Annotated in this window: 29 protein-coding genes; 18 read left to right on the forward strand and 11 right to left on the reverse strand. The window is 53.9% G+C overall.

The features are described from left to right. Position 1 precedes the first annotated feature (1 nt). The gene (gene ubiE, locus ABJF76_RS06710) at positions 2-748 is read right to left on the reverse strand and encodes a bifunctional demethylmenaquinone methyltransferase/2-methoxy-6-polyprenyl-1,4-benzoquinol methylase UbiE (RefSeq protein WP_413819020.1); all 747 of its coding nucleotides are present in this window, start codon (positions 746-748) and stop codon (positions 2-4) included. Between the two features lie 87 nt (positions 749-835). Here ubiE and mutM point away from each other — a divergent pair, with 87 nt between their 5' ends. The 4 genes from mutM to dnaA all read left to right on the forward strand — a co-directional run bounded on the left by mutM (position 836) and on the right by dnaA (position 4,797). After that, positions 836-1,687: a bifunctional DNA-formamidopyrimidine glycosylase/DNA-(apurinic or apyrimidinic site) lyase gene (mutM, locus tag ABJF76_RS06715; protein ID WP_413819019.1), complete on the forward strand. Its 852-nt coding sequence runs from the start codon at positions 836-838 to the stop codon at positions 1,685-1,687. 63 nt (positions 1,688-1,750) lie between these two features. Further along, positions 1,751-2,527, forward strand: a complete 777-nt coding sequence (locus ABJF76_RS06720; protein WP_413819018.1) for an enoyl-CoA hydratase — start codon at positions 1,751-1,753, stop codon at positions 2,525-2,527. Between the two features lie 143 nt (positions 2,528-2,670). Beyond that, on the forward strand, positions 2,671-2,934 hold the full coding sequence (gene rpsT, locus ABJF76_RS06725) for a 30S ribosomal protein S20 (RefSeq protein WP_413819017.1): 264 nt from the start codon (positions 2,671-2,673) through the stop codon (positions 2,932-2,934). A 495-nt stretch (positions 2,935-3,429) separates the two neighbouring features. Then, positions 3,430-4,797, forward strand: coding sequence for a chromosomal replication initiator protein DnaA (gene dnaA, locus ABJF76_RS06730; RefSeq protein WP_413819016.1), 1,368 nt, complete (start codon positions 3,430-3,432; stop codon positions 4,795-4,797). 51 nt (positions 4,798-4,848) lie between these two features. Here the strand turns inward: dnaA and ABJF76_RS06735 are convergent, their stop codons facing one another. Then, on the reverse strand, positions 4,849-5,541 hold the full coding sequence (locus ABJF76_RS06735) for a 1-acyl-sn-glycerol-3-phosphate acyltransferase (protein WP_413819015.1): 693 nt from the start codon (positions 5,539-5,541) through the stop codon (positions 4,849-4,851). Between the two features lie 318 nt (positions 5,542-5,859). Between ABJF76_RS06735 and dnaN the strand changes: the two genes are divergently transcribed. From dnaN to ABJF76_RS06765, 6 genes are all read left to right on the forward strand, one after another. Then, positions 5,860-6,978 (forward strand): DNA polymerase III subunit beta, encoded by a 1,119-nt coding sequence (gene dnaN / locus ABJF76_RS06740; RefSeq protein WP_413819014.1) that lies wholly within the window; start codon positions 5,860-5,862, stop codon positions 6,976-6,978. 47 nt (positions 6,979-7,025) lie between these two features. Continuing rightward, complete coding sequence (gene recF, locus ABJF76_RS06745) at positions 7,026-8,126, forward strand: DNA replication/repair protein RecF (protein ID WP_413819013.1); 1,101 nt, start codon at positions 7,026-7,028, stop codon at positions 8,124-8,126. Next, positions 8,123-8,743: a LysE family translocator gene (locus ABJF76_RS06750; RefSeq protein WP_413819012.1), complete on the forward strand. Its 621-nt coding sequence runs from the start codon at positions 8,123-8,125 to the stop codon at positions 8,741-8,743. Before recF ends, ABJF76_RS06750 begins: the two co-directional genes overlap by 4 nt. A gap of 80 nt (positions 8,744-8,823) precedes the next feature. Then, a complete protein-coding gene (gene gyrB / locus ABJF76_RS06755) occupies positions 8,824-11,241 on the forward strand; it encodes a DNA topoisomerase (ATP-hydrolyzing) subunit B (protein ID WP_413819011.1) in 2,418 nt (805 codons plus the stop codon). Between the two features lie 3 nt (positions 11,242-11,244). Beyond that, the gene (locus ABJF76_RS06760; RefSeq protein WP_413819010.1) at positions 11,245-11,919 is read left to right on the forward strand and encodes a nitroreductase family protein; all 675 of its coding nucleotides are present in this window, start codon (positions 11,245-11,247) and stop codon (positions 11,917-11,919) included. Positions 11,920-11,923: 4 nt separating this feature from the next. After that, the gene (locus ABJF76_RS06765; protein WP_413819009.1) at positions 11,924-12,640 is read left to right on the forward strand and encodes an extensin family protein; all 717 of its coding nucleotides are present in this window, start codon (positions 11,924-11,926) and stop codon (positions 12,638-12,640) included. A gap of 63 nt (positions 12,641-12,703) precedes the next feature. Here the strand turns inward: ABJF76_RS06765 and ABJF76_RS06770 are convergent, their stop codons facing one another. Further along, entirely contained in the window at positions 12,704-13,273 is a 570-nt protein-coding gene (locus tag ABJF76_RS06770; protein WP_413819008.1) for a hypothetical protein, read from the reverse strand. 277 nt (positions 13,274-13,550) lie between these two features. Here ABJF76_RS06770 and ABJF76_RS06775 point away from each other — a divergent pair, with 277 nt between their 5' ends. Then, on the forward strand, positions 13,551-14,051 hold the full coding sequence (locus ABJF76_RS06775; RefSeq protein ID WP_413819007.1) for a hypothetical protein: 501 nt from the start codon (positions 13,551-13,553) through the stop codon (positions 14,049-14,051). A gap of 177 nt (positions 14,052-14,228) precedes the next feature. Further along, complete coding sequence (locus tag ABJF76_RS06780; RefSeq protein ID WP_413819006.1) at positions 14,229-14,570, forward strand: DUF2853 family protein; 342 nt, start codon at positions 14,229-14,231, stop codon at positions 14,568-14,570. A gap of 230 nt (positions 14,571-14,800) precedes the next feature. Here the strand turns inward: ABJF76_RS06780 and ABJF76_RS06785 are convergent, their stop codons facing one another. From ABJF76_RS06785 to tsaD, 5 genes are read right to left on the reverse strand one after another with little or no spacing between them, the layout of a single operon-like run. After that, a complete protein-coding gene (locus ABJF76_RS06785) occupies positions 14,801-15,196 on the reverse strand; it encodes a DUF1761 domain-containing protein (RefSeq protein ID WP_413819005.1) in 396 nt (131 codons plus the stop codon). 60 nt (positions 15,197-15,256) lie between these two features. Continuing rightward, entirely contained in the window at positions 15,257-15,676 is a 420-nt protein-coding gene (locus ABJF76_RS06790; RefSeq protein WP_413819004.1) for an EVE domain-containing protein, read from the reverse strand. Further along, the gene (locus tag ABJF76_RS06795) at positions 15,673-15,948 is read right to left on the reverse strand and encodes a YciI family protein (protein ID WP_413819003.1); all 276 of its coding nucleotides are present in this window, start codon (positions 15,946-15,948) and stop codon (positions 15,673-15,675) included. Before ABJF76_RS06795 ends, ABJF76_RS06790 begins: the two co-directional genes overlap by 4 nt. Before the next feature lies 1 nt (position 15,949). Further along, positions 15,950-16,888 (reverse strand): NAD(P)H-dependent glycerol-3-phosphate dehydrogenase, encoded by a 939-nt coding sequence (locus ABJF76_RS06800; protein WP_413819002.1) that lies wholly within the window; start codon positions 16,886-16,888, stop codon positions 15,950-15,952. Then, entirely contained in the window at positions 16,885-17,979 is a 1,095-nt protein-coding gene (tsaD, locus tag ABJF76_RS06805; RefSeq protein WP_413819001.1) for a tRNA (adenosine(37)-N6)-threonylcarbamoyltransferase complex transferase subunit TsaD, read from the reverse strand. Before tsaD ends, ABJF76_RS06800 begins: the two co-directional genes overlap by 4 nt. A 152-nt stretch (positions 17,980-18,131) precedes the next feature. Between tsaD and ABJF76_RS06810 the strand changes: the two genes are divergently transcribed. The 4 genes from ABJF76_RS06810 to ABJF76_RS06825 all read left to right on the forward strand — a co-directional run bounded on the left by ABJF76_RS06810 (position 18,132) and on the right by ABJF76_RS06825 (position 22,781). Further along, the gene (locus ABJF76_RS06810) at positions 18,132-18,743 is read left to right on the forward strand and encodes a uroporphyrinogen-III synthase (RefSeq protein WP_413822544.1); all 612 of its coding nucleotides are present in this window, start codon (positions 18,132-18,134) and stop codon (positions 18,741-18,743) included. A 91-nt stretch (positions 18,744-18,834) separates the two neighbouring features. Continuing rightward, complete coding sequence (locus ABJF76_RS06815; protein WP_413818999.1) at positions 18,835-20,043, forward strand: COG4223 family protein; 1,209 nt, start codon at positions 18,835-18,837, stop codon at positions 20,041-20,043. 13 nt (positions 20,044-20,056) lie between these two features. After that, on the forward strand, positions 20,057-21,523 hold the full coding sequence (locus tag ABJF76_RS06820) for a heme biosynthesis protein HemY (protein ID WP_413818998.1): 1,467 nt from the start codon (positions 20,057-20,059) through the stop codon (positions 21,521-21,523). A gap of 145 nt (positions 21,524-21,668) precedes the next feature. Further along, positions 21,669-22,781 (forward strand): polysaccharide biosynthesis/export family protein, encoded by a 1,113-nt coding sequence (locus ABJF76_RS06825; RefSeq protein ID WP_413818997.1) that lies wholly within the window; start codon positions 21,669-21,671, stop codon positions 22,779-22,781. Positions 22,782-23,048: 267 nt separating this feature from the next. On the opposite strand, the gene ahcY is transcribed toward ABJF76_RS06825, so the two are convergent. Continuing rightward, the gene (gene ahcY / locus ABJF76_RS06830) at positions 23,049-24,437 is read right to left on the reverse strand and encodes an adenosylhomocysteinase (protein WP_413818996.1); all 1,389 of its coding nucleotides are present in this window, start codon (positions 24,435-24,437) and stop codon (positions 23,049-23,051) included. A gap of 173 nt (positions 24,438-24,610) precedes the next feature. Between ahcY and ABJF76_RS06835 the strand changes: the two genes are divergently transcribed. Beyond that, the gene (locus ABJF76_RS06835; RefSeq protein ID WP_413818995.1) at positions 24,611-25,207 is read left to right on the forward strand and encodes an HD domain-containing protein; all 597 of its coding nucleotides are present in this window, start codon (positions 24,611-24,613) and stop codon (positions 25,205-25,207) included. Further along, positions 25,204-25,692: an N-acetyltransferase family protein gene (locus tag ABJF76_RS06840; protein WP_413818994.1), complete on the forward strand. Its 489-nt coding sequence runs from the start codon at positions 25,204-25,206 to the stop codon at positions 25,690-25,692. Before ABJF76_RS06835 ends, ABJF76_RS06840 begins: the two co-directional genes overlap by 4 nt. A gap of 50 nt (positions 25,693-25,742) precedes the next feature. Here the strand turns inward: ABJF76_RS06840 and ABJF76_RS06845 are convergent, their stop codons facing one another. Beyond that, a complete protein-coding gene (locus ABJF76_RS06845) occupies positions 25,743-26,297 on the reverse strand; it encodes an ActR/PrrA/RegA family redox response regulator transcription factor (protein ID WP_413818993.1) in 555 nt (184 codons plus the stop codon). An 84-nt stretch (positions 26,298-26,381) separates the two neighbouring features. Next, positions 26,382-26,999 (reverse strand): SCO family protein, encoded by a 618-nt coding sequence (locus ABJF76_RS06850; protein ID WP_413818992.1) that lies wholly within the window; start codon positions 26,997-26,999, stop codon positions 26,382-26,384. Position 27,000: the final 1 nt, after the last annotated feature.

Raw genomic sequence — 27,000 nt, forward strand, 5'->3', positions numbered from 1 at the left:
GTTATATTTTCCAACCTGAATGCAAAGCTGCAATGCCCATAGTTAGGTTGCGATACTTGGCTTGTTCAAAACCTGCATCGCGGATCATGCCCAAAAACGTATCCTGATCGGGGAAGTTGCGAATTGATTCCACGAGGTACTGATAGCTGTCGCGGTCACCGGCAATCATCTGCCCCATGCGTGGGATCACGTTAAAGCTGTAAAGGTCATACAGTTTTTGCATGCCCTCGTTTGGCAGTTGGCTGAATTCTAGCACCATCAAACGGCCACCGGGTTTAAGAACGCGGTAGGCTTCGGCCAGCCCATCCTGAGGGCGGGTGACATTTCGTATGCCAAAACTGATAGTGTAAACATCAAATGTGTTGTCCTCGAACGGCAACGCCATCGCGTCGCCAACAACCCAATCAAGGCTGTCGACCATCTTTTCCGCCTCGGCCCGCTTGCGCCCCTCCACCAACATGGGTTCGGTCAGATCCAAAACAGTAGCATGGCCGTGACCTGCGCGATTAAGGAACTTGAACGACACATCCCCAGTGCCCCCAGCGACATCCAGCAACTTTTGACCCGCACGTGGCGCCAGCCAATCCATCATCGCCTCTTTCCAGATGCGGTGGATTCCCGCGCTCATCACGTCATTCATAATGTCGTATTTTGAAGCCACCGAATTGAACACACCCTGCACGCGCCCGGCCTTTTCGTCCTCGGGTACAGTTTCAAATCCGAAATGCGTGGTTTTATCGTCGCTCATGGCTCTGGTCTTTCTGATCGCTTCAACGTTGTTATAGAGCGCAAGCGGGCATACACAACGTAGCCCTTTTGACGCAGGACCGATCTCATGCCTGAATTGCCCGAAGTTGAAACCGTACGTCGTGGGCTTGCGCCCGCCATGGAAGGCGCCGTGATTGCACAGGCCGACGTGAATCGCCCAGACTTGCGCTGGCCATTTCCTGCGGGCATGGCGGAACGCCTGACCGGGCAACAGGTGCTGCGCCTGCGCAGGCGGTCCAAATACATCCTTGCTGATCTCAGCAGCGGAGAGACGTTGTTGATTCATCTTGGCATGTCCGGGCGCATGTTGGTGTCTGGTGATCCGCTTGGGCAATTTGCCCATGAACACCCGCAAAAGGAAAAACATGACCACGTCGTGCTGCATTTGGAAAACGGAGCGCGCATTACGTTCAATGACCCGCGTCGATTCGGGGCGATGGAACTGTTGGATACAGAATCGGCAGACCAGCATAAGCTGCTCAGCGTTTTAGGCCCCGAACCTTTGGGCAATGATTTTCACGAGGCGCACTTGATTGAGGCCTTCAAAGCAAAAAATTCTCCAATAAAGTCCGCCCTTCTTGATCAAAGAATCGTCGCGGGATTAGGCAATATCTATGTTTGTGAGGCATTGTTCCGTGGTGGCATCTCTCCTGCCCGCAAGGCAATGAAGGTTTCCAAACCGCGCGTCGCGGCCCTTGTTCCAATCATTAGGGATGTGCTGAGTGAGGCGATTGAGGCCGGTGGTTCATCGCTCAAGGATTTCCGGCAAGCCGATGGAGAGCTTGGATATTTTCAGCACAGCTTTGATGTATACGGGCGCGAAGGGCTGCCCTGTCGCACACCAAATTGCGGTGCAACGATCAGCCGCATCGTTCAGTCGGGGCGGTCTTCTTTCTATTGTACGACATGCCAAACTTAACTTGAAACGCACGCCGCGCATGTTAATGCTCCGGCCTCAACGACAACAGCTGGACTGCATCATATGGCCTATGAGACGATCATCGTCGAAGTCGAAGACCACATCGCAAAGATCACCCTAAACCGCCCGGACGCGCTGAATGCGCTGAACGACCAACTGCTTAGCGAGCTTGCCGATGCTATGGCGGCGGCGCAGGCAGATCACAAAGTGCGGTGCATCGTGTTGACCGGATCGGAAAAGGCCTTTGCCGCCGGGGCCGACATCGCGATGATGAAAGATAAAACCTATGTTGAGGTCTTTACCGAAGACCTCTTTGGTCCAGAAACCGAAGCGATCGGACGAATCCGTAAGCCGATCATCGCCGCTGTGTCTGGCTATGCGCTGGGCGGTGGGTGCGAACTGGCGATGATGTGTGATTTTATCATTGCGTCGGAAACCGCCAAGTTCGGTCAGCCCGAAGTGAACCTTGGTGTAATGGCAGGAATCGGTGGCACACAACGCCTGACCCGCGCCGTTGGCAAGGCCAAGGCAATGGATATGAACTTAACGGGTCGTTTTATGGACGCCGCCGAGGCCGAGCGTGCCGGATTGGTCAGCCGGGTCGTGTCACCCAAAAAGTTCATGGAAGAAACCATGAATGCCGCCCACAAGATCGCGGAAAAATCCATGATCTCGACCATGGCGATCAAAGAAGCGGTGAATAAATCCTTTGAGGTGCCCCTTAGCGAAGGGCTGCTTTTTGAACGGCGCGTCTTTCACTCGCTTTTCGCCACCGAAGATCAGAAAGAAGGCATGACCGCCTTCCTCGAAAAACGGCAGGCACAGTTCCGCGACAAATAACAAAGCGCATTTGAATAATCATCCAAGAGTGGCGTAAGCGGCTGCGGCGCCCCTTCTTTGGGTGGATCAGGTTGACAGACGACCGAGTCGCGCCTAAAGACGCGTCTTCTGTAACTACCGCACCAATATTGGGACGAGATAATATGGCAAACACGCCTCAGGCCAAAAAGCGGGCCCGTCAAAACGAAAAACGCTTTCAAGTAAACAAAGCGCGTCGTTCGCGCATCCGCACCTTCCTGCGTCGCGTCGAAGAAGCGATCGAATCGGGTGACAAGGATGCAGCAAGTGCCGCCCTTAAAGCTGCGCAGCCTGAATTGATGCGCGGCGTGACGAAGGGTATTTTCCACAAAAATACCATCTCACGCAAAATGTCGCGCCTATCGGCACGCGTGAAAGCAATCGGTTAACACAATTTTAAATTGTGTTGTGAAGCGTCGCAGAAATGCGGCGCTTTTTTCGTTTCTGCCGTGAAAACAAAGGCCGCAGAGATTCTTTTTTCAAAAACTATGAGTCAAGTCGCAAGATCAGTAGACGGCCCGCGAACGAAATTGTTACCACCGAACAGCGATCAGGAATCGCCTTGGGGGAACGGGCTCAGAATGGGTGCACAGGACGGTGCATCGATAACGAGTTTGGGGAGTGCTTTCATTAGCATGACTTATATTCTGGATCAGGCATGTATGCTTTGACCGGACCTGTGGACATAGTTTGGTGTGCGGACCGCGCGTGAGAACATCCCATTTGTGGGCGTTCAAATGTGTCCGCTTTGTAAGGCCAACACGTAACCGACCCCTACAATCTGTAGGAGGCTTGGTCGGTTCATCCCAAGAACAAAAGATGGGTGATATCGGCGAACCTGCGATCGCCGAACTAAAGTTTGTAATAGGGACGTCAGGGCGCGCATGACACAGAATGAGTGGGGACAGCTGAGACAACGGCTGCTCAAGACAGTAGGTCAGAACAATTACACCACATGGATCGAACCACTGGAATTTCGTGCCCTGGATGATGGGATTGTCACGTTTGATGTCCCGACCAACTTTATGGGCAACTATGTTAGCCAGAACTTCTCCGATCTGATATTGCGCGAGTTGAAGACTGAAGACGATACCGTGCGCCGTCTGGCTTTTTCCGTCCCTGCCAATACTCAGCCGCGCCCTACGACTTCGGACACAACAACCGCACCTGTGCAAGCACCCGCACCCAAGCGGCAATCGACTGCGTCAAACCTGACGGCTGCAGCACTTGATAAGCGCTTTACTTTCGACAGCTTTGTCGTCGGCAAACCCAATGAATTGGCCCATGCTGCCGCGCGCCGTGTGGCCGAAGGCGGGCCTGTAACTTTTAACCCGTTGTTCCTGTATGGCGGCGTTGGTCTTGGTAAAACGCACCTGATGCACGCCATCGGTTGGGAATTGCGCAATCGCCGCCCTGACATCAATGTTCTGTACTTGTCTGCCGAACAATTCATGTATCGCTTTGTACAAGCTTTGCGTGATCGCAAGATGATGGATTTCAAAGAAATCTTTCGCTCTGTCGACGTGTTGATGGTGGACGATGTCCAATTCATCGCCGGCAAAGACAGCACCCAAGACGAGTTCTTTCATACGTTCAACGCTTTGGTAGATCAAAACAAACAGATCATCATTTCAGCTGACCGCGCCCCGGGCGAGATTAAAGACCTTGAAGAGCGCGTGAAATCGCGTTTGCAATGCGGTCTGGTCGTTGATTTGCACCCGACAGATTACGAACTGCGCCTTGGCATTCTGCAATCCAAAGTCGAACAGCAACAAGTTTTCTATCCTGACCTCAGCCTTGAGTCGGGCGTTTTGGAATTCCTTGCTTTGCGCATTTCCAACAATGTCCGCGTGCTTGAAGGCGCATTGACCCGGCTTTTTGCCTTTGCTTCGCTTGTGGGCCGTAAGATCGATCTGGACCTGACCCAAGACTGCCTTGCCGACGTGCTGCGTGCCTCTGAGCGTAAAATCACCGTCGAGGAAATCCAGCGCAAGGTGTCGGATCACTACAACATCCGTCTGTCCGATATGATCGGCCCCAAACGTCTGCGCAGCTATGCACGACCCCGCCAAGTGGCGATGTATCTGTGCAAGCATATGACGTCGCGATCCTTGCCTGAAATCGGCCGCCGCTTTGGAGGCCGCGATCACACGACAGTCATGCACGGCGTAAAACGCATCGATGAGTTGCGCCAGCAGGATGGGCAGATTGCCGAGGATCTGGAATTGCTGCGTCGCGCTCTCGAAGCGTAATTGATCAGAACCCAAAAGACGGCGCCTTCGGGCGCCTTTTTTGTGGCCGGTTCAAATATCGTTGGACACGGGGGTATTCAGTAACTCCTCAAGCCGAGCATTGAATGCCTCAACCCCAACAGAGGGGTCCAAATCGGTAAGCGACCGTAAGTCTATGGTCACATGACGTCGTCCTTTTTTAATGCCGATGAAGCTCCAAAACCGATCATAGTTGGCAGCCTGAAACTGGCCCAATCCGTCCAAGCGTAAAAGCAAAACGGGGGTGTTGGGCTCAGCGCTTAGAATTTCATGCACGCCAGATAGGTAGGCTGGAACCAATTCTTCCTTTTGGCGGCGCACCTTGCCGGCAGGAAACAAAAGCACGGCGTTCTCTTTGCTCATCACTTTGTGGATGATGCCCATCACTTTGGCTTTGCGTGCTTTGCGTTTTTCATCGGGCCAGGATTTAGGCGAGCTCATTGGAATCGCACTAATGACATACATGGCCAAGAACTGCGCCCAATTGTAATATTCGTCATAGTGTACCGTGGGCCGGATACGCATGGTCGGATAAAGCACCGCGGCAATCATCGGCCCATCATGGCGGCTGACATGTGTGGCAAGGATCAACGCGCCCGATTGGTTCTGCAACAGATGTTTTCCAGAACTGCTGATATTGTAAAACAAGGCATAATAGGTGCGGACTAGAATAAACAAAAAGTGCCGGATCCATTTGCCCAGCGTCCTATCAAACAATCGCATCATACCGACCGGCACCTTATTAACTTGTGAAACATCAATCGCGTTAACCTAGGCTAGAATGTGTGACCTGCTTTGTCATTGTTCAATCTTTGGCTGGTTCATCTTGTGATCAATGGCGATTTAGTCGCATTTTTTCCCCAAAAGTGGTTCAGTGTGCGGCAGACACGCATACAGATCGCATGTTTCGGCAATGCATGTGCCGCGCCGACTTGACGCCCCCGTCGATCCGACAGACAAACCAAACAAAATACTTGTGATGCAGCGTGGGTCGGCTAGGGTGCCCATCCCTGCACTGCAATCAGGGTCGATGGGAGACGGACAATGAAAATCAGTGTCGAACGCAGCGTGCTTTTGAAAGCAGTCAGTCAGGCGCAATCTGTCGTTGAGCGTCGCAACACCATTCCGATCCTTGCCAACGTGCTGATCGAAGCCGAAGGCGAACACGTATCTTTTCGCGCCACAGATCTAGATATCGAAGTTGTGGACAAAGCACTGGCGCAAGTTGAACGCGCCGGATCGACCACCGTTGCCGCAACGACCTTGCATGAAATTGTTCGTAAACTGCCCGATGGTGCTTTGGTTGCGTTGACGGCCGATAGCGCGGCTGGCCGTTTAACGGTCGAAGCGGGGCGTTCGAACTTTTCGCTCGCGACGCTCCCGAAAGAAGACTTTCCTGTGATGGCGACCTCTGAGTACGCGTCGAACTTTTCGATCGCGGCACCCAAATTGCGGCGCTTGTTCGACAAATCTAAATTCGCGATCTCGACCGAGGAAACGCGTTACTATTTGAACGGCGTCTACATGCACATCGCTGATGGCGACGAAGGCAAGGCCCTGCGCTGTGTGGCAACTGATGGCCACCGTCTTGCGCGCATCGACAGCGATATGCCCGAAGGTTCAGCTGACATGCCCGGTGTAATTGTGCCGCGCAAAACCGTGGGCGAACTGCGCAAGTTGCTGGATGATGACGACATGCAAATCGCTGTGTCTGTGTCGGAAACCAAGATCCGCTTTGCCACACCTGATATCACGCTGACATCCAAGGTTATCGACGGCACGTTTCCTGATTATACCCGCGTTATTCCTTCGGGAAACACGCGCAAGATGGAAGTGGATGCATCTGATTTTGCCAAAGCAGTGGACCGCGTTGCCACCGTGTCTTCGGAACGTTCGCGTGCCGTAAAACTGCAACTTGACGAAGATCGCCTGATCTTGTCGGTAAACGCCCCGGATTCTGGCGCTGCCGAAGAAGAACTGGTTGTCGCTTATAACGATGAGCGCCTCGAAATCGGGTTTAACGCCAAATATCTGCTGGAAATTGCGTCTCAGGTTGATCGCGAGAATGCGGTGTTTCTGTTCAATTCTTCCGGCGATCCGACGTTGATGCGCGAGGGCAATGATCTAAGCGCGGTCTATGTCGTCATGCCGATGCGCGTTTAAATTATCGCCTCCGGCAGGCATATTTTTAGAACAATGAAGGGCTGGTCATGGCGCTGCATTTGACGTCGCTGACCTTGTCGCATTTTCGATCCCACAAGCTGGCGCGCGTTTCGACTGATGCGCGACCTGTGGCGATCCATGGCCCTAATGGTGCGGGCAAAACCAATATCCTAGAAGCGGTTTCCCTGTTTTCCCCCGGTCGTGGTTTGCGTCGGTCTTCGGCTGAGGACATGACCCGTCGCCCGGAGGCTGTGGGTTGGAAATTAACAGGCGTGTTGCAATCGCAGCATCTGACCCACGAGATCGAGACGTGGTCCGAGAACGGCGCTGCGCGGCAGGTCAAGATTGATGGTAAGACCGCGGCACAGACTGCCTTGGGGCGCATTTCGCGCGTGTTGTGGTTGGTGCCATCGATGGACCGACTGTGGATCGAAGGGGCCGAAGGGCGGCGTAGATTTCTAGATCGCATGACCCTAAGTTTCATACCTGATCATGCGCAAGTGTCGCTTGAGTACGAAAAAGCTATGCGGGAACGCAATCGCTTGCTCAAGGATATGGTCCGTGATCCACATTGGTATGCCGCGCTTGAACTGCGTATGGCCGAAACCGGCGCAGCCATTCATGCCAACCGTTTGTCTGCGCTGAAACAGCTTTCTGATGCTCAGGCAGGGGCGCGGACGGCCTTTCCTACTGCAACCCTAACACTACAGCCGGGTGAGTTGGGCATGCCGGACACAGCAGGGGAGCTACGTGATGCGCTGGCCGATGGTCGTAAACGCGATTTGGCTGCGGGGCGTACACTGATCGGGCCGCACCGCGCGGACTTATATGGCGTTTATGCGGCCAAGGATGTCCCCGCCAAAGACTGTTCAACAGGAGAACAGAAAGCACTGCTTGTGTCTTTGATACTCGCCAACGCGCGTGCACTTGCGCAGGATTTTGGCGCGTCGCCCTTACTGCTATTGGACGAGGTTGCTGCTCATCTCGATGCGAACCGACGTGCGGCGCTTTATGACGAGATTTGTGCGCTTGGCGCGCAAGCGTGGATGACCGGCACTGGCCCGGAACTGTTCGACAGTTTGGGGGAGCGCGCGCAATACCTGCATGTGACGGATACAGACGGCATCAGCGCGGTGTCTGCTCCGTGACGTTATCACCTTGGGATATTGCACTTTATGCAGGTGCACTGACGGTGCTGTTTCTAACGCCCGGACCTGTCTGGGTCGGATTGATCGCGCGCAGCCTGTCCGGTGGTTTTCACGCCGCTTGGCCATTGGCATTGGGCGTTGTGGTCGGCGACGTGCTGTGGTCGTTACTGGCGATCTTTGGCATTACATGGGTGCTGTCTGTTTATGGCGGTTTCCTTGAGGCGCTTAAATGGGCCGCCGCGTTGATGTTCATTGTAATGGGTGTGCTGGTGATCCGCGGCGCGGATGCACAAATCAATACCGATGGGCGCCTGACCCGGCCCGGCATGTGGGCCGGGTTTGTCGCGGGTTTAGTTGTGATACTTGGGAACCCCAAGGCGATCCTATTCTATGCTGGGATGCTGCCGGGATTTTTTGATTTAACTGTTTTGACGACACTCGACATCGCCATCATCGTCAGCCTGTCGATGGTCATCCCCCTATTTGGCAACCTTGCGATGGCGCTATCCATCGACCGCGCGCGACGCCTTTTGCAACGTCCCGCCGCCCTGCGCCGCATGAACATCACAGCGGGCATTTTGCTAATTGGCGTGGGCCTTGTCATCCCTCTGACCTGAAACGCAAAATCTTGTGCCAGCGGCGTGACATTGCCTGCAAAAAACCTTATATTTAGGGCAATCAAACAAGGGCCCAAAACATGGCAGATAACGAGCAAACCCCCGAAGAATACGGCGCGGATTCTATCAAGGTTCTCAAGGGGTTGGAAGCCGTGCGCAAGCGGCCCGGCATGTACATCGGCGACACCGACGATGGCAGTGGTCTGCACCACATGGTTTATGAAGTCGTCGACAACGGCATCGACGAAGCGTTAGCGGGTCATGCGGACGCAGTGACCGTCACAATTCACGCAGATTCCAGCGTATCCGTCAGCGACAACGGTCGCGGTATTCCGGTCGGCATCCACGAAGAAGAAGGCGTATCTGCCGCCGAAGTCATCATGACCCAACTGCACGCGGGCGGTAAGTTTGACAGCAATTCATATAAAGTATCTGGCGGTCTGCACGGCGTGGGTGTGTCGGTTGTAAACGCCCTGTCTGTCGAACTTGATCTGCGTATCTGGCGAGACGGCAAAGAACATGTCGCCAAATTTTCGCACGGTGACACCGTTGAACATCTAAAGGTTGTTGGCGAATGTGGCGACAGAACCGGAACCGAGGTTCGCTTTCTGGCGTCGACCGACACGTTTTCCAATCTCGAATACTCTTTCGAAATCTTAGAAAAGCGTCTGCGCGAATTGGCGTTTCTGAACTCGGGCGTGCGTATCATTCTGGTCGATGAACGGCCCGTCGAACATCTGCGCTCTGAACTGTTTTACGACGGCGGTGTGCGGGAATTTGTCAAATACCTTGATCGCTCTAAGGCGTCGGTCATGCCCGAGCCGATCTTTATCAATGGTGAAAAAGACGACATCGGCGTCGAAGTCGCGATGTGGTGGAATGACAGTTACCACGAAAACGTCCTGCCCTTTACCAACAACATCCCGCAGCGCGATGGCGGCACGCACATGGCCGGTTTCCGGGGTGCGCTGACGCGGACCATCAACAACTACGCCCAAGCCACTGGCATCGCCAAACGCGAGAAAGTCAGCTTTACGGGCGACGATGCCCGCGAGGGGCTGACCTGCGTGCTGTCTGTCAAAGTACCTGATCCGAAATTCTCGTCTCAGACCAAGGACAAGTTGGTTAGTTCCGAAGTGCGCCCCGCCGTCGAAGGGTTGGTGAACGAAAAGCTGTCCGAATGGTTCGAGGAAAACCCGAACGAGGCTAAGATCATCGTTGGCAAGATCATCGAGGCCGCAATGGCCCGTGAAGCTGCCCGCAAGGCGCGTGATTTGACGCGGCGCAAGAACCCGATGGACATGAATTTCCTGTCCTCAAAGCTGAAAGACTGTTCTGACAAGAACCCCGCCAACACCGAAATTTTTCTGGTGGAGGGCGACAGCGCTGGCGGTTCTGCCCAAACAGGACGCGACCGTAAAACCCAAGCGATCCTGCCCTTAAAGGGTAAAATTCTGAACGTGGAACGTGCGCGGTTTGACCGGATGCTGGGCAGTCAGGAAATCGGCAACATGGTCATGGCGCTAGGTACCGGGATTGGCCGTGACGAATTCAACATCAAAAAACTGCGCTACCACAAGATCGTCATCATGACCGATGCGGACGTCGACGGCGCGCACATCCGCACGCTTTTGTTGACCTTCTTTTATCGCCAGATGCCCGAACTGATCGAAGGCGGATATCTCTATATCGCGCAACCGCCGCTGTACAAAGTGGCACGTGGCAAATCCGAGGTGTACCTCAAGGACGAGGCCGAGATGCAGGATTACCTGATCCAACAAGGCATCGAAGGCGCCATGCTGCGTCAAGGCAATGGCGAAGAAATCGCGGGCCAAGACCTGGTGCGTGTGGTCGATGAAGCCCGGCAAATGCGTCGCGTATTGCAAGCCTTTCCCACGCATTATCCGCGACACATTCTGGAACAAGCCGCGATTGCAGGTGCTTTTGTACCCGGCGCGGTTGATGGCGATTTGCAAGGCGTGGCCGACAAGGTCGCAGAACGCCTGAACTTGATCGCGCTGGAATGGGAACGTGGTTGGGCAGGCCGGATCACGCAGGACAAAGGCGTGCGGCTGGCCCGCATCTTGCGCGGCGTCGAAGAAGTTCGCACACTTGATGGGCGCATGCTACGCTCAGGCGAGGCGCGCAAAACCGGCACGTTCACGCAATCCCTGCAAGACGTCTATGGCACGCCTGCGACGCTGCAACGCAAAGACAAAAGCGTGAATATCATGGGGCCGATGGACTTGCTGGATGCCGTTTTGGCCGAAGGCGAAAAGGGTCTGTCGCTGCAACGTTACAAAGGTTTGGGTGAAATGAACCCCGACCAGCTGTGGGAAACCACCCTAGACCCAGATGCGCGCACCCTGCTGCAAGTCCGTGTCGAAGACATGGCCGAGGCCGACGATCTGTTCACCAAGCTGATGGGCGATGTGGTCGAACCGCGCCGCGAATTCATCCAACAAAACGCATTAAGCGTTGAGAACCTGGATTTCTAAGCCATGGCTGGACCGACACACACACCCTTGCAAATGCGCGCCCATGTGACCGACGAAGAGATGTTAAGTCGGGCTCAAAACTATTACGCGGATATGGCCACGCGGCGCACCATCCGCGAATTCGATACAAAACCCGTGCCCCAATCGGTCATTGATGCCTGCGTTGCCGCGGCTGGCACGGCGCCTTCGGGTGCCAATCAACAGCCATGGCATTTTGTGGCCGTGCGTGACCCAGGTGTGAAAAAGCAAATCCGCGCCGCCGCCGAGGAAGAAGAACGCAAATTCTATGCTGGTGGCGCTAGTCAAGAATGGCTTGATGCGCTTGCCCCTATTGGCACTGACGCTGACAAACCGCACCTTGAAGACGCGCCTTGGTTGATCGTCGTCTTTGCCCAACGCTATGGGTTGGACAGTGACGGCGGTCGCGTCAAACATTACTACGTACCCGAAAGCGTTGGAATTGCGACAGGCATGTTGATTACGGCGCTGCATGTTTCCGGCTTGGCAACCCTAACGCATACGCCCAATCCGATGGGATTTCTGCGCGAACTTTTAGAACGGCCCGACAATGAAAAAGCGACGATGATTATCGCTGTCGGCCACCCGTCCTCTGACGCAACGGTCCCGGAAATGGCCAAGATCAAAAAACCCCTCGATGGCATTTTGACGGTACGCTAGAACAGTGCGACTGATCGCATCCATCGCCTATTCACTGCTGACATTGATCTTGATGGCTGGTATTGGGGCGGTGCTGTTGGCCTTTGCCCCCAACTCTCCGTTGCCCGCAGAATGGAACCCGACGAAATCACTCAACGTCACAGACCCCATCACACCCGTCACGCAATTCAAACTGCAACGCGCGCTGGCCGACGGCCCAAGTTGTTACACAGCCCTCGCCACGGGCGCACGTTTCGACAGCCTTAACGATCTGATCACATCGCCCCAATGTGGCATTGCAGACCGGGTGTCGTTGAATAGAATTGGGAGTGCCAGCCTGCGCCCCGTGGAAACCCGGTGTCAAACCGCATTACGTTTGGCCATGTGGTTTGAACATGGGATTGAACCAGCGGCCAAACAACACTTCGGTCAATCCATCTCGCAAATCCAACACAGTTCTAGCTACAGCTGCCGTCAAATCCGTTCCACGAACGGCAGCACCGGACGCATGAGCACACATGCCACAGCGGACTCCATCGATGTATCAGGCGTCACTCTTTCGGATGGGCGTAAGCTGACCCTGCTCAGTGGTTGGCTTTCAGGAGACGCCCGTGCGCCATTCTTTCGCGAATTGCGCAACAGTGCCTGTAAATGGTTTCGCGTCACACTTGGCCCCGACTACAACAGCCTGCATGCAGACCACTTTCACTTGCAGCACACCGGGTGGGGCCTTTGTCGTTAAAGATACCTAATTTAGGAAAAGTGGAATACGCAAAGCAACCCGCACAAGTCTCAACTGCACATTTCAAGGCCGGTTAATTTTGATCTCTTGAGGCTGACCTGCCAGATCATCCACGTCTTCGTTATTGCCCGATGAGTCACCGATAACAAAGCTCATACCCGCAACATAGAACGACTTGGGTTCTGTCAATTCAGTGGTGTACTCAACCCATTCGGGGGAAAAGGCGTTTTCCCAAATTGTGGGGTAGGCGTGCACAAGGTTATGCATACCTGTTAATCCTATCCAAATACCCGCTGCTTTGCAGGCCAAATGTTCTTTGGATGTCATTTTTAGTGCGGTTCGCAATACAAATGCGATAGCTGCGGCGAGGGCCCCGTCGATCAGCATAGTCAGGTCAGCATCCGCATCCGCGCCCGGCACACCATTTAAGTGGAACACCACGTAGCGCGACATCAAAACGGTCAAGAAGCCAAGCACACCAGCCAACAACATCGAACCGGGATAGCCAAGGTTGTGCACCCATTCCGGAAAGAAACCCCGTTCAGCTTGCGCGGCAATAACCTGTTCTTCTTTTAACTGGTCATGCGCGCTGTTTAGGCGTGCCAACCGTGCTGCAAAAACGTCCTGGGACATGTTGGGCCTCTTTTCTTTGTGCTCTTGTACCTGAATGTCACAAGAAAAATCCGGCGAAATTCAGTCACAACTGGTAAAATTCAATGTCTTTTACAATACGTGAAATGCCCGACAAAAGATTCCTGCGGAACGCTTCAAATCTCAAATAGAAAAATTATTCAGAAGTTTTGATACCAATTGTCGTCAAATTCGTAACAATTCCACATCCCTGCCCTTATTCTGCCTCGCTTCAGCACAAAACTGTAGCTGTTATTGTAGTTAAAAAGGGCAGAGCATTATGACCTGGCAAGATGAAATTTTTGTCGAAAGACTGGTCCGTTTGGATCAAAACTATTCGCGGATGGACAAGTTACGCATGCACAGAGGCCTATGGACACGCGGCGCAGTTCCACGTTGGACGCTAGACCTTGGTCGGGCACTTTCGGTACTTGGGGCCGGCCTGATCGGATTTGTCGCCGTGCCGCTTTCCAGATTTGCGATGTTTCAAAGTCGCGGGTTGGGCAACCCTGTTGATAACCCTCATTTGGTCATGGCGACCGATGGAATATTTGCATTTTGCATCGCATTCTTTCTGGTTCGCATGATGCTTGTTGCGTCGTCCAAAGCGCATATGTTTTCTCAGGTTGCCGGCATCTGGCTTGCCCTGACAACAATGCATAATTTTGTGCATGCGCAACCCAATCTCTGGGCGCAAGCCTTTTCCACAGAATGGGTTAAAGTCATGGTCTCCACGACTGAACCCGGAACGATCTTTTTGTTCGGTACAGGCTTTCCATAACGCGGATTTTGTCAAAAGCAGCGCGTCCTTTGATCGCGCTACTCTCCCTTTCTCGGAAGCATTAACCGTTAAGGGGAAAAGGATGTGCAAAATATCCTTGGTTTTAGCCCTGTTACTGGCTTAACCTCGCGCTACAGGCCGAGGTTTGGCTGAAATTCAACAGGTGGGAGACCTAAAATGGGTAAACGCGACGAACTTATCGCGCAATATGCGGACGATCTGAAAAACAAATGCGGCATGGCACCAGACATGGCTTTGCTGACCAAAGTGACGATCGGCTGCGGTCCCTCAATCTATAACGCCGACGCTTCGACTGTTGCAGGCAGTCAAAAATCCGAACTTGAAACCGTCAAGAACAACTTCTTGATGAAAAAGCTTGGCCTCAGTGATGGCCCCGAGCTGATGGAAGCCATTAACAAAGTTATCGAAGTCTATGGCAAATCCGAGCGCAACAAATACCGTGCTGTGGTCTATTATATGCTGACCAAGCACTTTGGCAAAGAATCCGTCTACGGTTAAGGCACCACCTTATTGCGATCTTGAAACACCCGCTGGTTAAGCGGGTGTTTCTGTTTTGAGTCCAATGCAACAGACAATCAAATTGCAATTTTCGCCTATTCGGCCTAAACCTAAGGTGTCAGACCAGAATGGTCAGACCCGATATTTTTGCACACGTGCGGTGGCTCTTGGGAGTGCGTGCCGGGGGTAAAAGGGTTCTGATCAATACGGGTTAGAACCCTTTTTCCATTTTACAGCAGCGTCAAAACAGCAGCGATGATGGTACATCCACCCGTCGCATAACCGCCGTCGATCAAGGTCAACCGAAATGGCCGACCGCCGAATGCGTAAAACGTCGCAATCCACGGGCATATCAAGAACAAGCCGATGCCAAAGCCGGCCACAATACCGCTTCCGACTGCGTCAATTCCGCTTAGCACAAAGACATGACGCATCATGCCCGCGACAACAATGGCACCAACCAAACTAATAATATATGGAACTGGATTGGACCGGTTTGCAGGCTTACCACCGTCATCAAGGGTTACACCCGATGCCGCAATCCAGGGCTTTGACATTGCTGTGTACCAAACTGCCCCAAATATGAATCCGGCAATCCCTGCGACAATAACTGACAAAAATCCCATGCGTTCCTCCGTTACACTTTTATGCAAATCTACCAGAGGTACGACAAAGCACCCAGAAATTCATAAAGTGACACCTGCCAACGCGCAAACAACCTGCCATTCTTCCGCTGTCACGGGCTGCACCGACAAACGCGAATTTCGGATTAGCGCCATGTCGGCCAACCGTTCGTCTGCTTTCACCATCTCTAATGTGACGGGGGTTTCAACCGGGCCAATTGCTTTGATATCCACGCAATCCCAACGTTCGTCATCTGTCGTGCTGTCTGGGTGAGCTTCGGCTATGACTTCGACGATGCCAACCACAGCCTTTTCGGACTGCGAGTGGTAGAAAAAACCGCGATCGCCTATGGCCATCTCTCGCATGAAATTGCGTGCTTGATAGTTGCGCACGCCGTCCCATTCTTCGCCCGCATCGCCCTTTGCGACTTGGTCATCCCAGCCCCATGTCGAGGGTTCAGATTTAAACAACCAGTATTTCACGCACCCATGACCTGTTTCCATGCGGTGATCTGCACATCGCGAAACAGCCCAGCCTTTGCATATGGGTCATTGTCAGCCCATGCCTGCGCAGCAGCCATGTCCGGCACATCCAGTACAATCAGCGACCCGCAAGGTTGCCCTTTTGCATCCAAAAATGGCCCGGCTTTTTGTACCACGCCAGTGCTTTCTAGATAGGCCAAGTGATCGGGCCGGTTTTCCATGCGAACGTCCAATGCGCCGTCTTTGTCCCAAGCCATCAATGCAAACGTCATCTCATTCCTCCTTAAGGGGGCGCGCCAGCAATTGTTCCATTGCGCCCTTCATGTCTAACTGCCCGTCCACCAGATCCGCGACTGTGGCGCAAAGGGGCAATTCCAGCTTATGCGCGGCGGCAACATGGCGCAAAGCACGCGCTGTCGCAGCCCCTTCAACGGTGATCCTTGCATCAAATTCTGTTCCAGCCCCAAGGGCAAGGCCCAGTCGATAGTTACGCGATTGATCGCTTGTACATGTAAGCGTCAAATCCCCAAGTCCGCTCAGGCCCATCAACGTCTCGGCCTCGGCACCAAACGCCGCCGCAACTTTCTGCATTTCCGCAAAACCGCGCGTCATCACAGCCGCCCGTGCACTGTCACCCAAACCTGCGCCGATCACCGCGCCGCAGCCTATCGCAATGACGTTCTTCAACGCTCCACCCAATTCTGCGCCGACCACATCTGTGCTGCGATAAAGCCGCAAAGTGGGCGTCGACACCCGAGATTGCACCATGCGTCCAGTGTCATCATTCGAACAAGCAAGCGTCAGCGCCGTCGGCAATCCACGCGCAATATCGGCCGCAAAACTTGGCCCCGTCAGCACCGCCACGCGGTTTGCCTTGTTTAAAACAGCCGAGGGGCCGCGGATTGTGCTCAAATCGATCCCTTTGCAGCAAGCAACCACAGTTTTTCTGCTCAGATCAACCGAGGCCGCAAAGTTTGAAAGCGCCTGCATGGGCACGGCGATCAACACGATGTCCGCCTTTAAAGCGGTCTCTAACTGGTCGGACACGATCAAGTTATCCGGAAATGTAACACCTGGAAGGCGCGCCACATTTTCCCGCTTCACGGCCATCCCGCCGACATTGCGCGCCCATAACGTCACGGACGTTTCACGGGCCAATGTCACAGCAAGCGCCGTGCCAAAAGCCCCTGCTCCGATCACTGCAATGCTCATGCTTTTGCACCTTTTTTGCCTGACCCCAACATTGCAGCACTGTTGGTGTCCAAAGGCATCCGAGGTCGTGCCGACAGGTCCATGCCATCCGGCGCACGCAATGCCATCTGTTCAATCCCAGCTGCTGCGATCATAGCCGCATTGTCAGTACATAAAGCCAAGGGAGGCGCTAAAAATTGTGTTCCGGCCTGCGCTGAAACAGTTTCTAACCCAGATCGAATGGTCATATTTGCAGCCACACCACCTGCCACGCAAAACGAAGGGACCGCCGGCGACAGCGCCAAATAGATGTCCAATGCGCGCGCTGCTTTTCCCGATAAACTATCGCTAACCGCTGCTTGGAATGATGCCGCCAAATCCATCTGATCCTGCGTAAGCAAACCGCCATGCGTTGTCACCAAATCATCGCGCACCCGCAACACCGCAGTCTTCAAGCCAGAAAAGCTCAGATCACATCCCGGTTTGTTCGAAAGCGGGCGCGGAAAGGCAAAGCGCCTTGGGTCACCGTTCTTGGCTGCCGCTTCAATCGCCGGACCACCGGGTTGGCCCAAAGCCAACAACCGAGCGACTTTGTCGAACGCCTCGCCCGGTGCGTCGTCAATCGTACCACCCAACCGTTCAAAGCGATCTGCACTGTGAGCGATCAAAAACTGACAGTGCCCGCCGGATACCAAAAGCATCAAATAAGGAAAGGTCACGCCATCCGACAAGCGCGGCGTCAGTGCGTGCCCGGCCAAATGGTTGACGCCATACATCGGTAAGCCCGTCGCTGCCGACAACCCCTTGGCCATCATAACGCCGGACACCACGCCGCCAATCAGCCCCGGCCCACACGTCACAGCGATTGCATCCATGTCACTAAGAGTAACACCGGCCTGTTCCAAAGCTGCCGCTACGCTAACATCTAACCGCTCAGCGTGGGCGCGGGCCGCAATTTCTGGCACGACGCCACCAAAATCTGCGTGCAGGTCAGACTGGCCAAACACAACGGAGGACAGCACTTTCATATCCCCCGGTACACCGCGCACGACGGCAGCGGCGGTATCGTCGCAGCTACTTTCTAATCCCAGTAGAGTTTTGACAGAAGTCATGAGGCAAGATCCGTTGCACGTCAGTCCTGCGCGAGGTAACACTTTGCACTGTGGCAAACAATGCATCCTCCGAACCCATCTCCCTGATCCTAACGCGACCCCGACTGGCGTCAGAGTTTTTTTTCGCGAACTTGCCTGCGAATTTGCGCGATGTGTGCACCCCAGTTTTCAGTCCTTTAATCGAAATCGTAAATCTCGATGTCACTGTTCGAATGGCGCTTGAAGATGCGGCGATTTTTACCTCTGCAAATGGCGTTTTAGCCGCACCAAACGGACAAGGCCGCCGCGCCTATTGCGTTGGGCCAGCCACGACAGCAGCTGCAAAATCGCGCGGTTGGTCGCCGGAACAGGCGGGAACAGATGCGAAAAGCCTGCTTGAGGCGTTGAAGGATAAACGCCCCATGCAGCGATTGTTTCACTTATCTGGTCAGCACGCGCGCGGCGAAGTCGCCGGGCAATTGACGCAAGCAGGGCTGAACGTGAAACGAGTCGTTCTTTATGATCAGCGTCTTTGTGATCTGACCGAAATGGCCATAAACACCCTTCGACGGGAAAAGCGGATAATCGTTCCCCTTTTCTCGCCGCGAACAGCGGCGCAGTTTGTCGCAGTTGCACCACAGACCGCATCAGTCCACGTTGTGGCCATAAGCCGCGCTGTGGCAAACGCACTTGGAACAGCACAACTTGCAAGTCTTGCCGTCGCAGCGCGACCAGATGCGCAAGCAATGAGCACCGCGCTAAACGAACTAACCAAGAAGACCTGATTGCACCGCAGTGGGTTGAGGGTACGCGGGGGCCAGAGTAAACTATGCGACGGCGTGATACACGTTGCAGAATCGGAAGGGAGAGAAGGCCTTGGCAAAACGCAAAAGTCCAAAGAAAGCGACCAAGGATGTTTCAACCCCGGTCTCCGCGGAGCCAGACGCAGTTGAAGTAGTGGCCGTTGATGTCAACGAAACGCTTGTTCCAGAGCCTGAAGGTGAAGCAATCGACGTGTCGGTCAGCGAAACAGCCGTGAATGAAGAACCTTCAGAAACGTTGGCGGAAGTCGAAGCCGACGTGGTTGAAGTTTTGGAAGTCTCTGACGAATCGCTCGCGCCTGAGGACGCCGACATTGTCGTTGCAGCGCCGATCCAACCGGAACCCAAACAAGCTTCGGTTTTGCCGTTGATTTTTGCGGGCATTCTTACCGCCGCGCTGGGTTTCATAGCAGCACGCAGCGATTTTCTTTCTGAAAGCCCGCCCATACCAACACCGCAAATTGACCCGGCCATTGCCGAAGGTTTGGCCGATGTCACCGATCGCCTTGCAGCGCTGGAAACAACCGTCGCAAAAAGTGCTGATCTTGACCCGCTCGCCACGGAAATTGGTGATCTGTCCGAACGAACAGCAACACTAAAAGCCCAAGTCGACGCTTTGGCCGAGCGCCCGCAGGTGGTCGACGTTAACGTCCCCGAGGATGCTTTGAACGCAGCTTTGGCTGATTTGCGCGTTACCGCTGACAGTCAACAAGCAGAAATTGACAAACTGCTTGCCGACGCGCGCCTAATCCGCAGCGATACCCAAGCCGAAGCAAATGCGACCTTACAACGTGCCGCTCTTTCGCGCATCATGTCCGCCGTTGATACGGGTTCGCCCTTTGCGGCCGCTCTTGGTGATCTTGAACAGGTCAGCGAAAGTGACGTTCCCGATGCGTTGAAATCTGCGGCGGATGAGGGTGTGATTCCTCTTGCCACCCTGCAAGAGTCATTCCCTGATGCTGCGCGAAATGGCCTTGCTGCTGCACGCAACAACAGCGAAGAAAGCAGTGGGTTAAGCGGGTTTCTGCAACGCCAACTTGGCACCCGGTCCGTTGAACCGCGCGAAGGTTCGGACCCTGATGCCGTATTGTCACGGATGGAGGCCGCCATGCGCGCCGGTCATCTTGGGGACGCTTTGGCTGAGGTGGACCAACTGCCCGAACCCGCACGCGACGCTTTGGCGACGTGGTTAGAACAGGCGCAATCGCGCTATGACGCCGTATCTGCGGCAAATGCACTGGCTGACCGCCTGTCGGCACTCTGAAGGGGCCTATTTAATGATCTGGTCATTGGTTAAAATCATCATTTTTGTTGTGGCTGTTGCCGCACTCGCACTTGGCGCTGGCTGGCTGCTCGAAGCAGAGGGTGGTATTCGTATCATCGTCGGAGGTGTCGAAAGAACACTTGATCCCCTTCTGTCGGTGATCGCTCTGATCCTGCTTGTGCTGGCCATTTGGATCGGCCTCAAGGTGTTGGGTCTGCTGGTCGCCTTCTGGAAATTCCTCAACGGCGACGAAACGGCGATATCACGCTATTTCGCCCGGAACAAAGCTTCCAAAGGGTTTGATGCGTTAGCCGAAGGCATGATGGCGCTGGCGTCAGGCGAAGGCCGTCTTGCTTTGGCCAAAGCTGAAAAAGCCGACAAATATCTAAACCGCCCCGAGTTGACCAACTTGTTGACAGCCCAAGCGGCTGAATTGGCCGGGGACCACAAAAAAGCAGAAGAAACATACCGCAAGCTGGTTCAAAACGACGCCACGCGCTTTGTCGGGGTACGCGGTATTCTAAAGCAGAAGCTGGCGGACGGTGACACAGACACGGCTTTGCAATTGGCGCAAAAGGCCTTTGCTCTAAAGCCCAAGCACGAAGACACCCAAGACGTTTTGCTGCAACTGCAAGCCGACAATGAAGACTGGTCTGGTGCACGCCAAACTCTGTCAGCCAAGTTGAAGCATGGCCACATGCCGCGTGATCTGCACAAACGCCGCGATGCGGTTCTTGCATTGAGTGAGGCCAAAAAAATCTTTGAAGCGGATCAAACCATTGAAGCACGCGAAACTGCAATCGCTGCAAACAAACAGTCGCCCGATTTGATCCCTGCGGCTGTCATGGCCGCACATAGTTATATCGACCAAGGACAAAAGAAATACGCAGTGCGGGTCCTGAAAAAAGCATGGCAAGTTCAGCCGCATCCTGATCTTGCAGCCGCCTATGCTGCGATCGAACCGGCTGAAACGCCCGCAGAGCGCCTAAAACGCTTTGCCCAACTGACGCGCACGCAGCCAAACGATCCAGAGTCGCGTATGTTGATGTCCGAACTGAATATCGCAGCAGAGGATTTTCCCGCCGCGCGACGTGCACTCGGGGACTTGTTCGAGACGGACCCGACAACACGGTCAGCCGCGCTGATGGCTGCCATCGAACGAGGGCAAGGTGCCAGCGACGCCGTGGTGCAAGGCTGGCTGGCGCGTGCCTTGTCCGCGCCGCGTGGACCGCAATGGGTATGTGACAATTGTCAAAACATCCAGGCTGAATGGACACCGACCTGCACGAACTGCGCATCTTTTGACACGTTGTCTTGGAAACGCCCTCCTAGCGCTGATCTAGCTATGCCGGGCGGCACCGAAATGCTGCCGCTTTTGGGGGCTAAACCAAACGATGAGCCAGAAGATGTTGTGGTGGTTGTCGAAGAACCTACTGCTGATGTCATCGAGGCAGAAACCCTAGACAGCCCCAGCAAATAGAAGGCTCCGGGCACCTTCTATTGTGATTCGGCAACGCTTTCGGCGATGAATTGCCGTGTTCACACGATTTTTTTGACCTATAGGTGTTTTTCCCAGTAATACTGTTGCAAAACTAATGCTGCTTAAGCGGCCCCAGAGGCATAACGTGCAAAAATTTTTGAAATTGCTCGCCACTTTCGTGGTCTTGTTCACAGTCAGCGCCTGCTCTTTGCCGCGTGGTGCCGCAATTGAAAACGAAGTAGTCCGAAATCAAGATGATGAAAACGCGGCATTCTCAGTCGTGCCTGTCACAGCGGGCAGCATCGCTCAGGTAAGCCAGTGGCCTGCAACCGGTTGGGCCGGTCATTACCATTGGTTCAGTGGAACAAGCGGGCCAAAATCAAACGTCATTCGACCCGGCGATCTGATTGATCTGGTCATCTGGGACAACCAACCATCATCACTTTTGACGTCTGAATCCGAGAAAAGTGTTCAGATGAACGGATTGCGTGTTTCGCCGAATGGTACAATCTTTGTACCTTACATAAACGAAGTAGCCATCGGTGGCCGAACACCTGATCGGGCGCGCGCACTCATCGAAGAACGCCTGGAAATTGTTGTTCCTGACGCACAGGTGCAATTGTCGCACACCGCCGGGGCGGACAATTCTGTAAACGCCGTCCGCGGCTTTGCATCGCCCGGAACCTATCCGTTGCCAAGCCGCGACTTTTCAGTTCTCAGCCTGATTTCGCAAGCCGGTGGTATATCGCCTGACCTCGCAAATCCATTGGTCCGTATTTCCCGCTCTGGATCAAACTACGAAATTCGGGCCGACACTTTACTACAGCGTGCGTCTGCAAATGTTGTTCTGCGCGGTGGGGATCAGGTCAGTGTCGAAGAAGACAGCCGTTATTTTGTTGCTCTTGGCGCAACCGGTTCTGAAACCATCGTGCCATTCGATCAGGAACATATCACAGCAATCGAAGCACTTGCGCTGTTGGGTGGCATTAGCGACACGCGCGCCAATCCAAAAGGCATCCTGATCCTACGCGATTACTCTCGCAAGGACTTACGCAGCGATGGCACCGGACCTGTAAAAACACAGGTCGTATTTAGCATCGACCTGACCTCGGCCGAAGATATCTTTGCTGCGCGTAAGTTCCAAATTAATCCACAGGACCTTGTTATGGCCACTGAAAGCCCAATTAACTCGATACGTACCGTATTTGGGTTGATCGGATCTGTGGTTGGCGTTGGGAATGCGGTTTCCGGAAATTGATCTAACAATTTAATCTAACACGAGGAACCAGGATTGTTTCGTGTGTTATTCGTTAACTTGGCAGACACCTTATGGGCGGAGGCAACTTCAGCCAGGTCGATCGAATGTAGTTCGTCAAACGGATGTTTTTAAAACAGGCACGTCAGCAATTTCGCTTCAGAACCTTCCGTTGAAGCGCGACACCCTCTAGAAAAAAGGCCCCGGCGATTCACGCTCGGGGCCTTGTTTTTCCACTGGTAAGGCGGGGTTGTACCCCGCCACCCTATTTTAATAACGATAGTGTTCGGGTTTGAACGGACCTTCAGGTGTAACACCAATATAAGCCGCTTGGTCGCTGTCTAGTTTGGTCAGTTTTACACCGATACGATCCAGATGCAGGCGCGCGACTTTTTCATCCAAATGCTTAGGTAAGATGTAAACGTCGTTCTTATAAGTGCCTGTGTTCTCCCACAGCTCAATCTGGGCCAGCACTTGGTTCGTGAAGCTGGCTGACATCACAAATGATGGGTGGCCTGTGGCATTGCCAAGGTTCAACAAACGCCCTTCGGACAGCAAGATCAAGCGGTGCCCGTTGGGCATCTCAATCATGTCTACCTGTTCCTTGATGCTGGTCCACTTGTGGTTCTTCAGCGACGCAACCTGAATTTCATTGTCGAAGTGGCCGATGTTGCCAACAATCGCCATGTCTTTCATCTCGCGCATGTGCTCGATGCGAATGACGTCTTTGTTGCCAGTTGTTGTAATGAAGATGTCAGCCGATCCAACGACGTCCTCAAGCAACACAACTTCGAACCCGTCCATCGCCGCCTGAAGCGCGCAGATAGGATCAACTTCTGTCACCTTCACACGCGCACCTGCACCGCTAAGTGAAGCGGCAGACCCTTTGCCGACATCGCCGTAACCCATAACGACCGCAACTTTACCGGCCATCATCGTATCCGTCGCGCGGCGAATACCGTCGACCAGAGATTCCTTACAACCATACTTGTTGTCGAACTTCGACTTGGTAACGGAATCGTTCACGTTGATCGCAGGGAAAGGCAGTTGCCCATCGCGCACCAGTTCATAAAGACGGTGCACGCCTGTCGTTGTTTCTTCGGACACGCCCTTGATCTGGTCACGCACTTTGGTGAACCAGCCAGGTGTTTCCGCCATACGCTTGGCGATCTGCTTTTTAATCGCCTCTTCCTCTTCCGAGCTTGGAACAGGAATGATGTCTTCGCCAGCTTCGGCGCGTGCACCCAGCAAAATGTACAGCGTCGCGTCACCGCCATCATCCAAAATCATGTTGGGGCCATCGGCAAACTGGAATGATTTATCCAGATAATCCCAATGTTCTTCCAACGATTGACCTTTGATCGCGAAAACAGGCGTCCCGCCTTCCGCGATTACCGCAGCAGCATGGTCTTGCGTCGAGAAAATGTTACACGACGCCCAGCGCACATCTGCGCCCAGTTCGACCAACGTTTCGATCAAAACAGCCGTTTGAATGGTCATGTGCAGCGACCCAACGATGCGTGCGCCGGACAATGGTTTGGTTGTGCCGTATTCTTCGCGGCACGCCATCAGACCAGGCATTTCTGTTTCGGCGATGTCCAGTTCCTTGCGGCCAAAGGCAGCCAGCGCGATGTCTTTAACGATATAGTCGTTTGCCATGATTCCATCTTTCGAATGATTGGAGTTGCGGCAGCGCATATCAGCCAAAATGGGTCGAGACAATGCGGCAAGACTATCCGCAGGTCCACCAACACGAATGGCCGCGCATTACCTCTTTCCTCACAGCTTGTGCCGTGAAAAAATAAAGCGTGATAACAACGCGAGCGTGATCAATGGCAAAACAAATCCGTGCATGGCAGCGTATGCTGTCTGGCCGTCGACTGGATCTGCTTGATCCCACGCCCATGGACATCGAAATCGAGGATATTGCCCACGGCCTTGCTTTTGTCGCGCGCTGGAATGGGCAAACGGTGGGTGACTATGCCTATTCCGTTGCGGAACATTCACTGTTGGTGGAAACCTTGTTCGGACGTGTTGCGCCAAAAGCACCGACCAAATGGCGCCTTGCCGCACTTTTGCATGACGCGCCGGAATATGTGATCGGCGATATGATTTCGCCCGTGAAAGCAGCTGTCGGTCCCGGTTATGGTGCGCTCGATGAACGGTTAGAGGCCGCAATTCACATCCGCTTTGGACTGCCTGCCAAGGTGCCGGTCGCAATCAAAAAACAAATCAAGAAGGCCGACAAGATCAGCGCATGGATGGAAGCCACGCAAATCGCGGGTTTTACAGTGGCCGAGGCTGACAAGCTTTTTGGCAAACCTGACACTGCGTTGATCGGCGATTTGCAGATCGTACTGCGCCCGCCAATAGAAACGCGTCATGCTTTCACAGCGCGTCACGTCACTTTGTTGGAGCAATGCACATGATCAATGTACGCCCGGCTATTGCGCTGGATGCGTCCTCGATGGCGCGTTTACTTAACGAAATTATTGCTGAGGGCGGAACCACGGCCATTGCAAAACCGGTTACGGGCACTGACTTGTCCGATTGGATGGCATCAAATGACGGCCAAGCCGCCTGGCATGTGGCTGTTAATGCAGGCGAAGACGTGGTCGGGTTTCAATGGGTCGCCCCCGGCACCGATTACCTTCCCGCTGAAGCAGCCGACATCGCCACGTTTGTGCAAGTCGGTCAAACCGGATTGGGCATCGGGTCAAAGCTGTTCAACGCAACCCGCAATGCGGCAAAAGCCATCGGTTACAAATGGATCAACGCCAACATCCGCGCCGATAACGAAGGTGGTCTTATCTATTATCAATCCCGCGGTTTTCAGGATTACGGACGGATCGAAGGATATGAAATGTCCAACGGTCAAATTGTGGACAAGGTGCTAAAGCGGTTCGACTTATAACACAGCTACGGCGCACCCGTTTTGCGCCGTAGCTTTTTCGATCAATGCCATCAACGCGGCGAACGTTTCGCTAAAATCCGTTGCAAGGTCCGGCGGTGCATGTTCAACCGTCGCGCCGTTTCAGACACATTACGATCGCACAGTTCATAGACACGTTGAATGTGTTCCCAGCGGACGCGATCCGCGCTCATCGGGTTTTCAGGCGGTGGCGGCAAATCATCACCGGACGCCAACAGCGCATTGGTGATGTCGTTCGCATCCGCAGGTTTGGATAGATAATCTGTCGCGCCGATCTTGACCGCTGCAACGGCAGTGGCAATCGCGCCATACCCGGTCAGCACAACCACCCGCGCGTCGGGACGTTTTTCGCGCAACACCTCGACCACATCTAGGCCATTGCCATCCTCAAGCCTAAGATCGATCACCGCATAGGCAGGCGGGCGCGCCGTTGCGATCGCTTTTCCGCCTGCGACGCTATCAGCTGTCTCGATCTCAAAACCACGTTTTTCCATCGCTTTGGCAAGACGGCGCAAAAACGGTTCATCATCATCAACCAGTAAAAGAGTCTTATCTTCGCCCAGTTCGTATTGTGCGGCGTCTGCCATCACGTACTCCAGTTCCCGTATCTTTTTTGCGGTTAGAACTGAATATGGCGCGCGTCAGGGGTCGGGTCAAATTTTTCCGTCTTTTCACGCATTTTCAACAAAGCATCCAACCCGTTCAGCCATCGCATCTGCGGTCACATCACGGCGGAAAAATTCAACAAAACCGACTTCGGGTAACATCAGGTACGTAAAGGTCGAATGATCCACCAGATAGAATTCATCGGACGTGTCGTGCACGTTGTAATAAGTTCGATACGCCTTGGACGCTGCATCGACCTGTTCAGGTGACCCTGTAAGGCCAATCATCTTTTCATGTAGGTTAAAGGCAAAATCCCCAACGACATCCGGTGTGTCGCGCCCGGGATCAACGCTTATAAACACCGGCGTCACGGACATACCGCGTTGCGCCAAGACATCAACAGCTTCGGCATTGCGTGCCGTATCCAAGGGACAAACATCCGGGCAGAATGTATACCCAAAATAAACCAAGGTCGGTTCAGTGATGACGTCTGCATCGGTAACCGTTTGCCCATCGGCGTTGAGCAGTTCAAAGGGTCCGCCGATCTGGCCACCTTCTCCTGCAATCTTGGTGGCGGAACATTGTGCAAAGGCAGAGTCTTCTCCGCCTTGCGTAACCCACAGCAGGCCACCGATAAAAAGGGCAGCGACAAGGGCGGCAACGGGTGCAATGATACGGGTCATG

The organism is Tateyamaria sp., from assembly GCF_039940735.1.
Lineage (GTDB): Bacteria > Pseudomonadota > Alphaproteobacteria > Rhodobacterales > Rhodobacteraceae > Tateyamaria.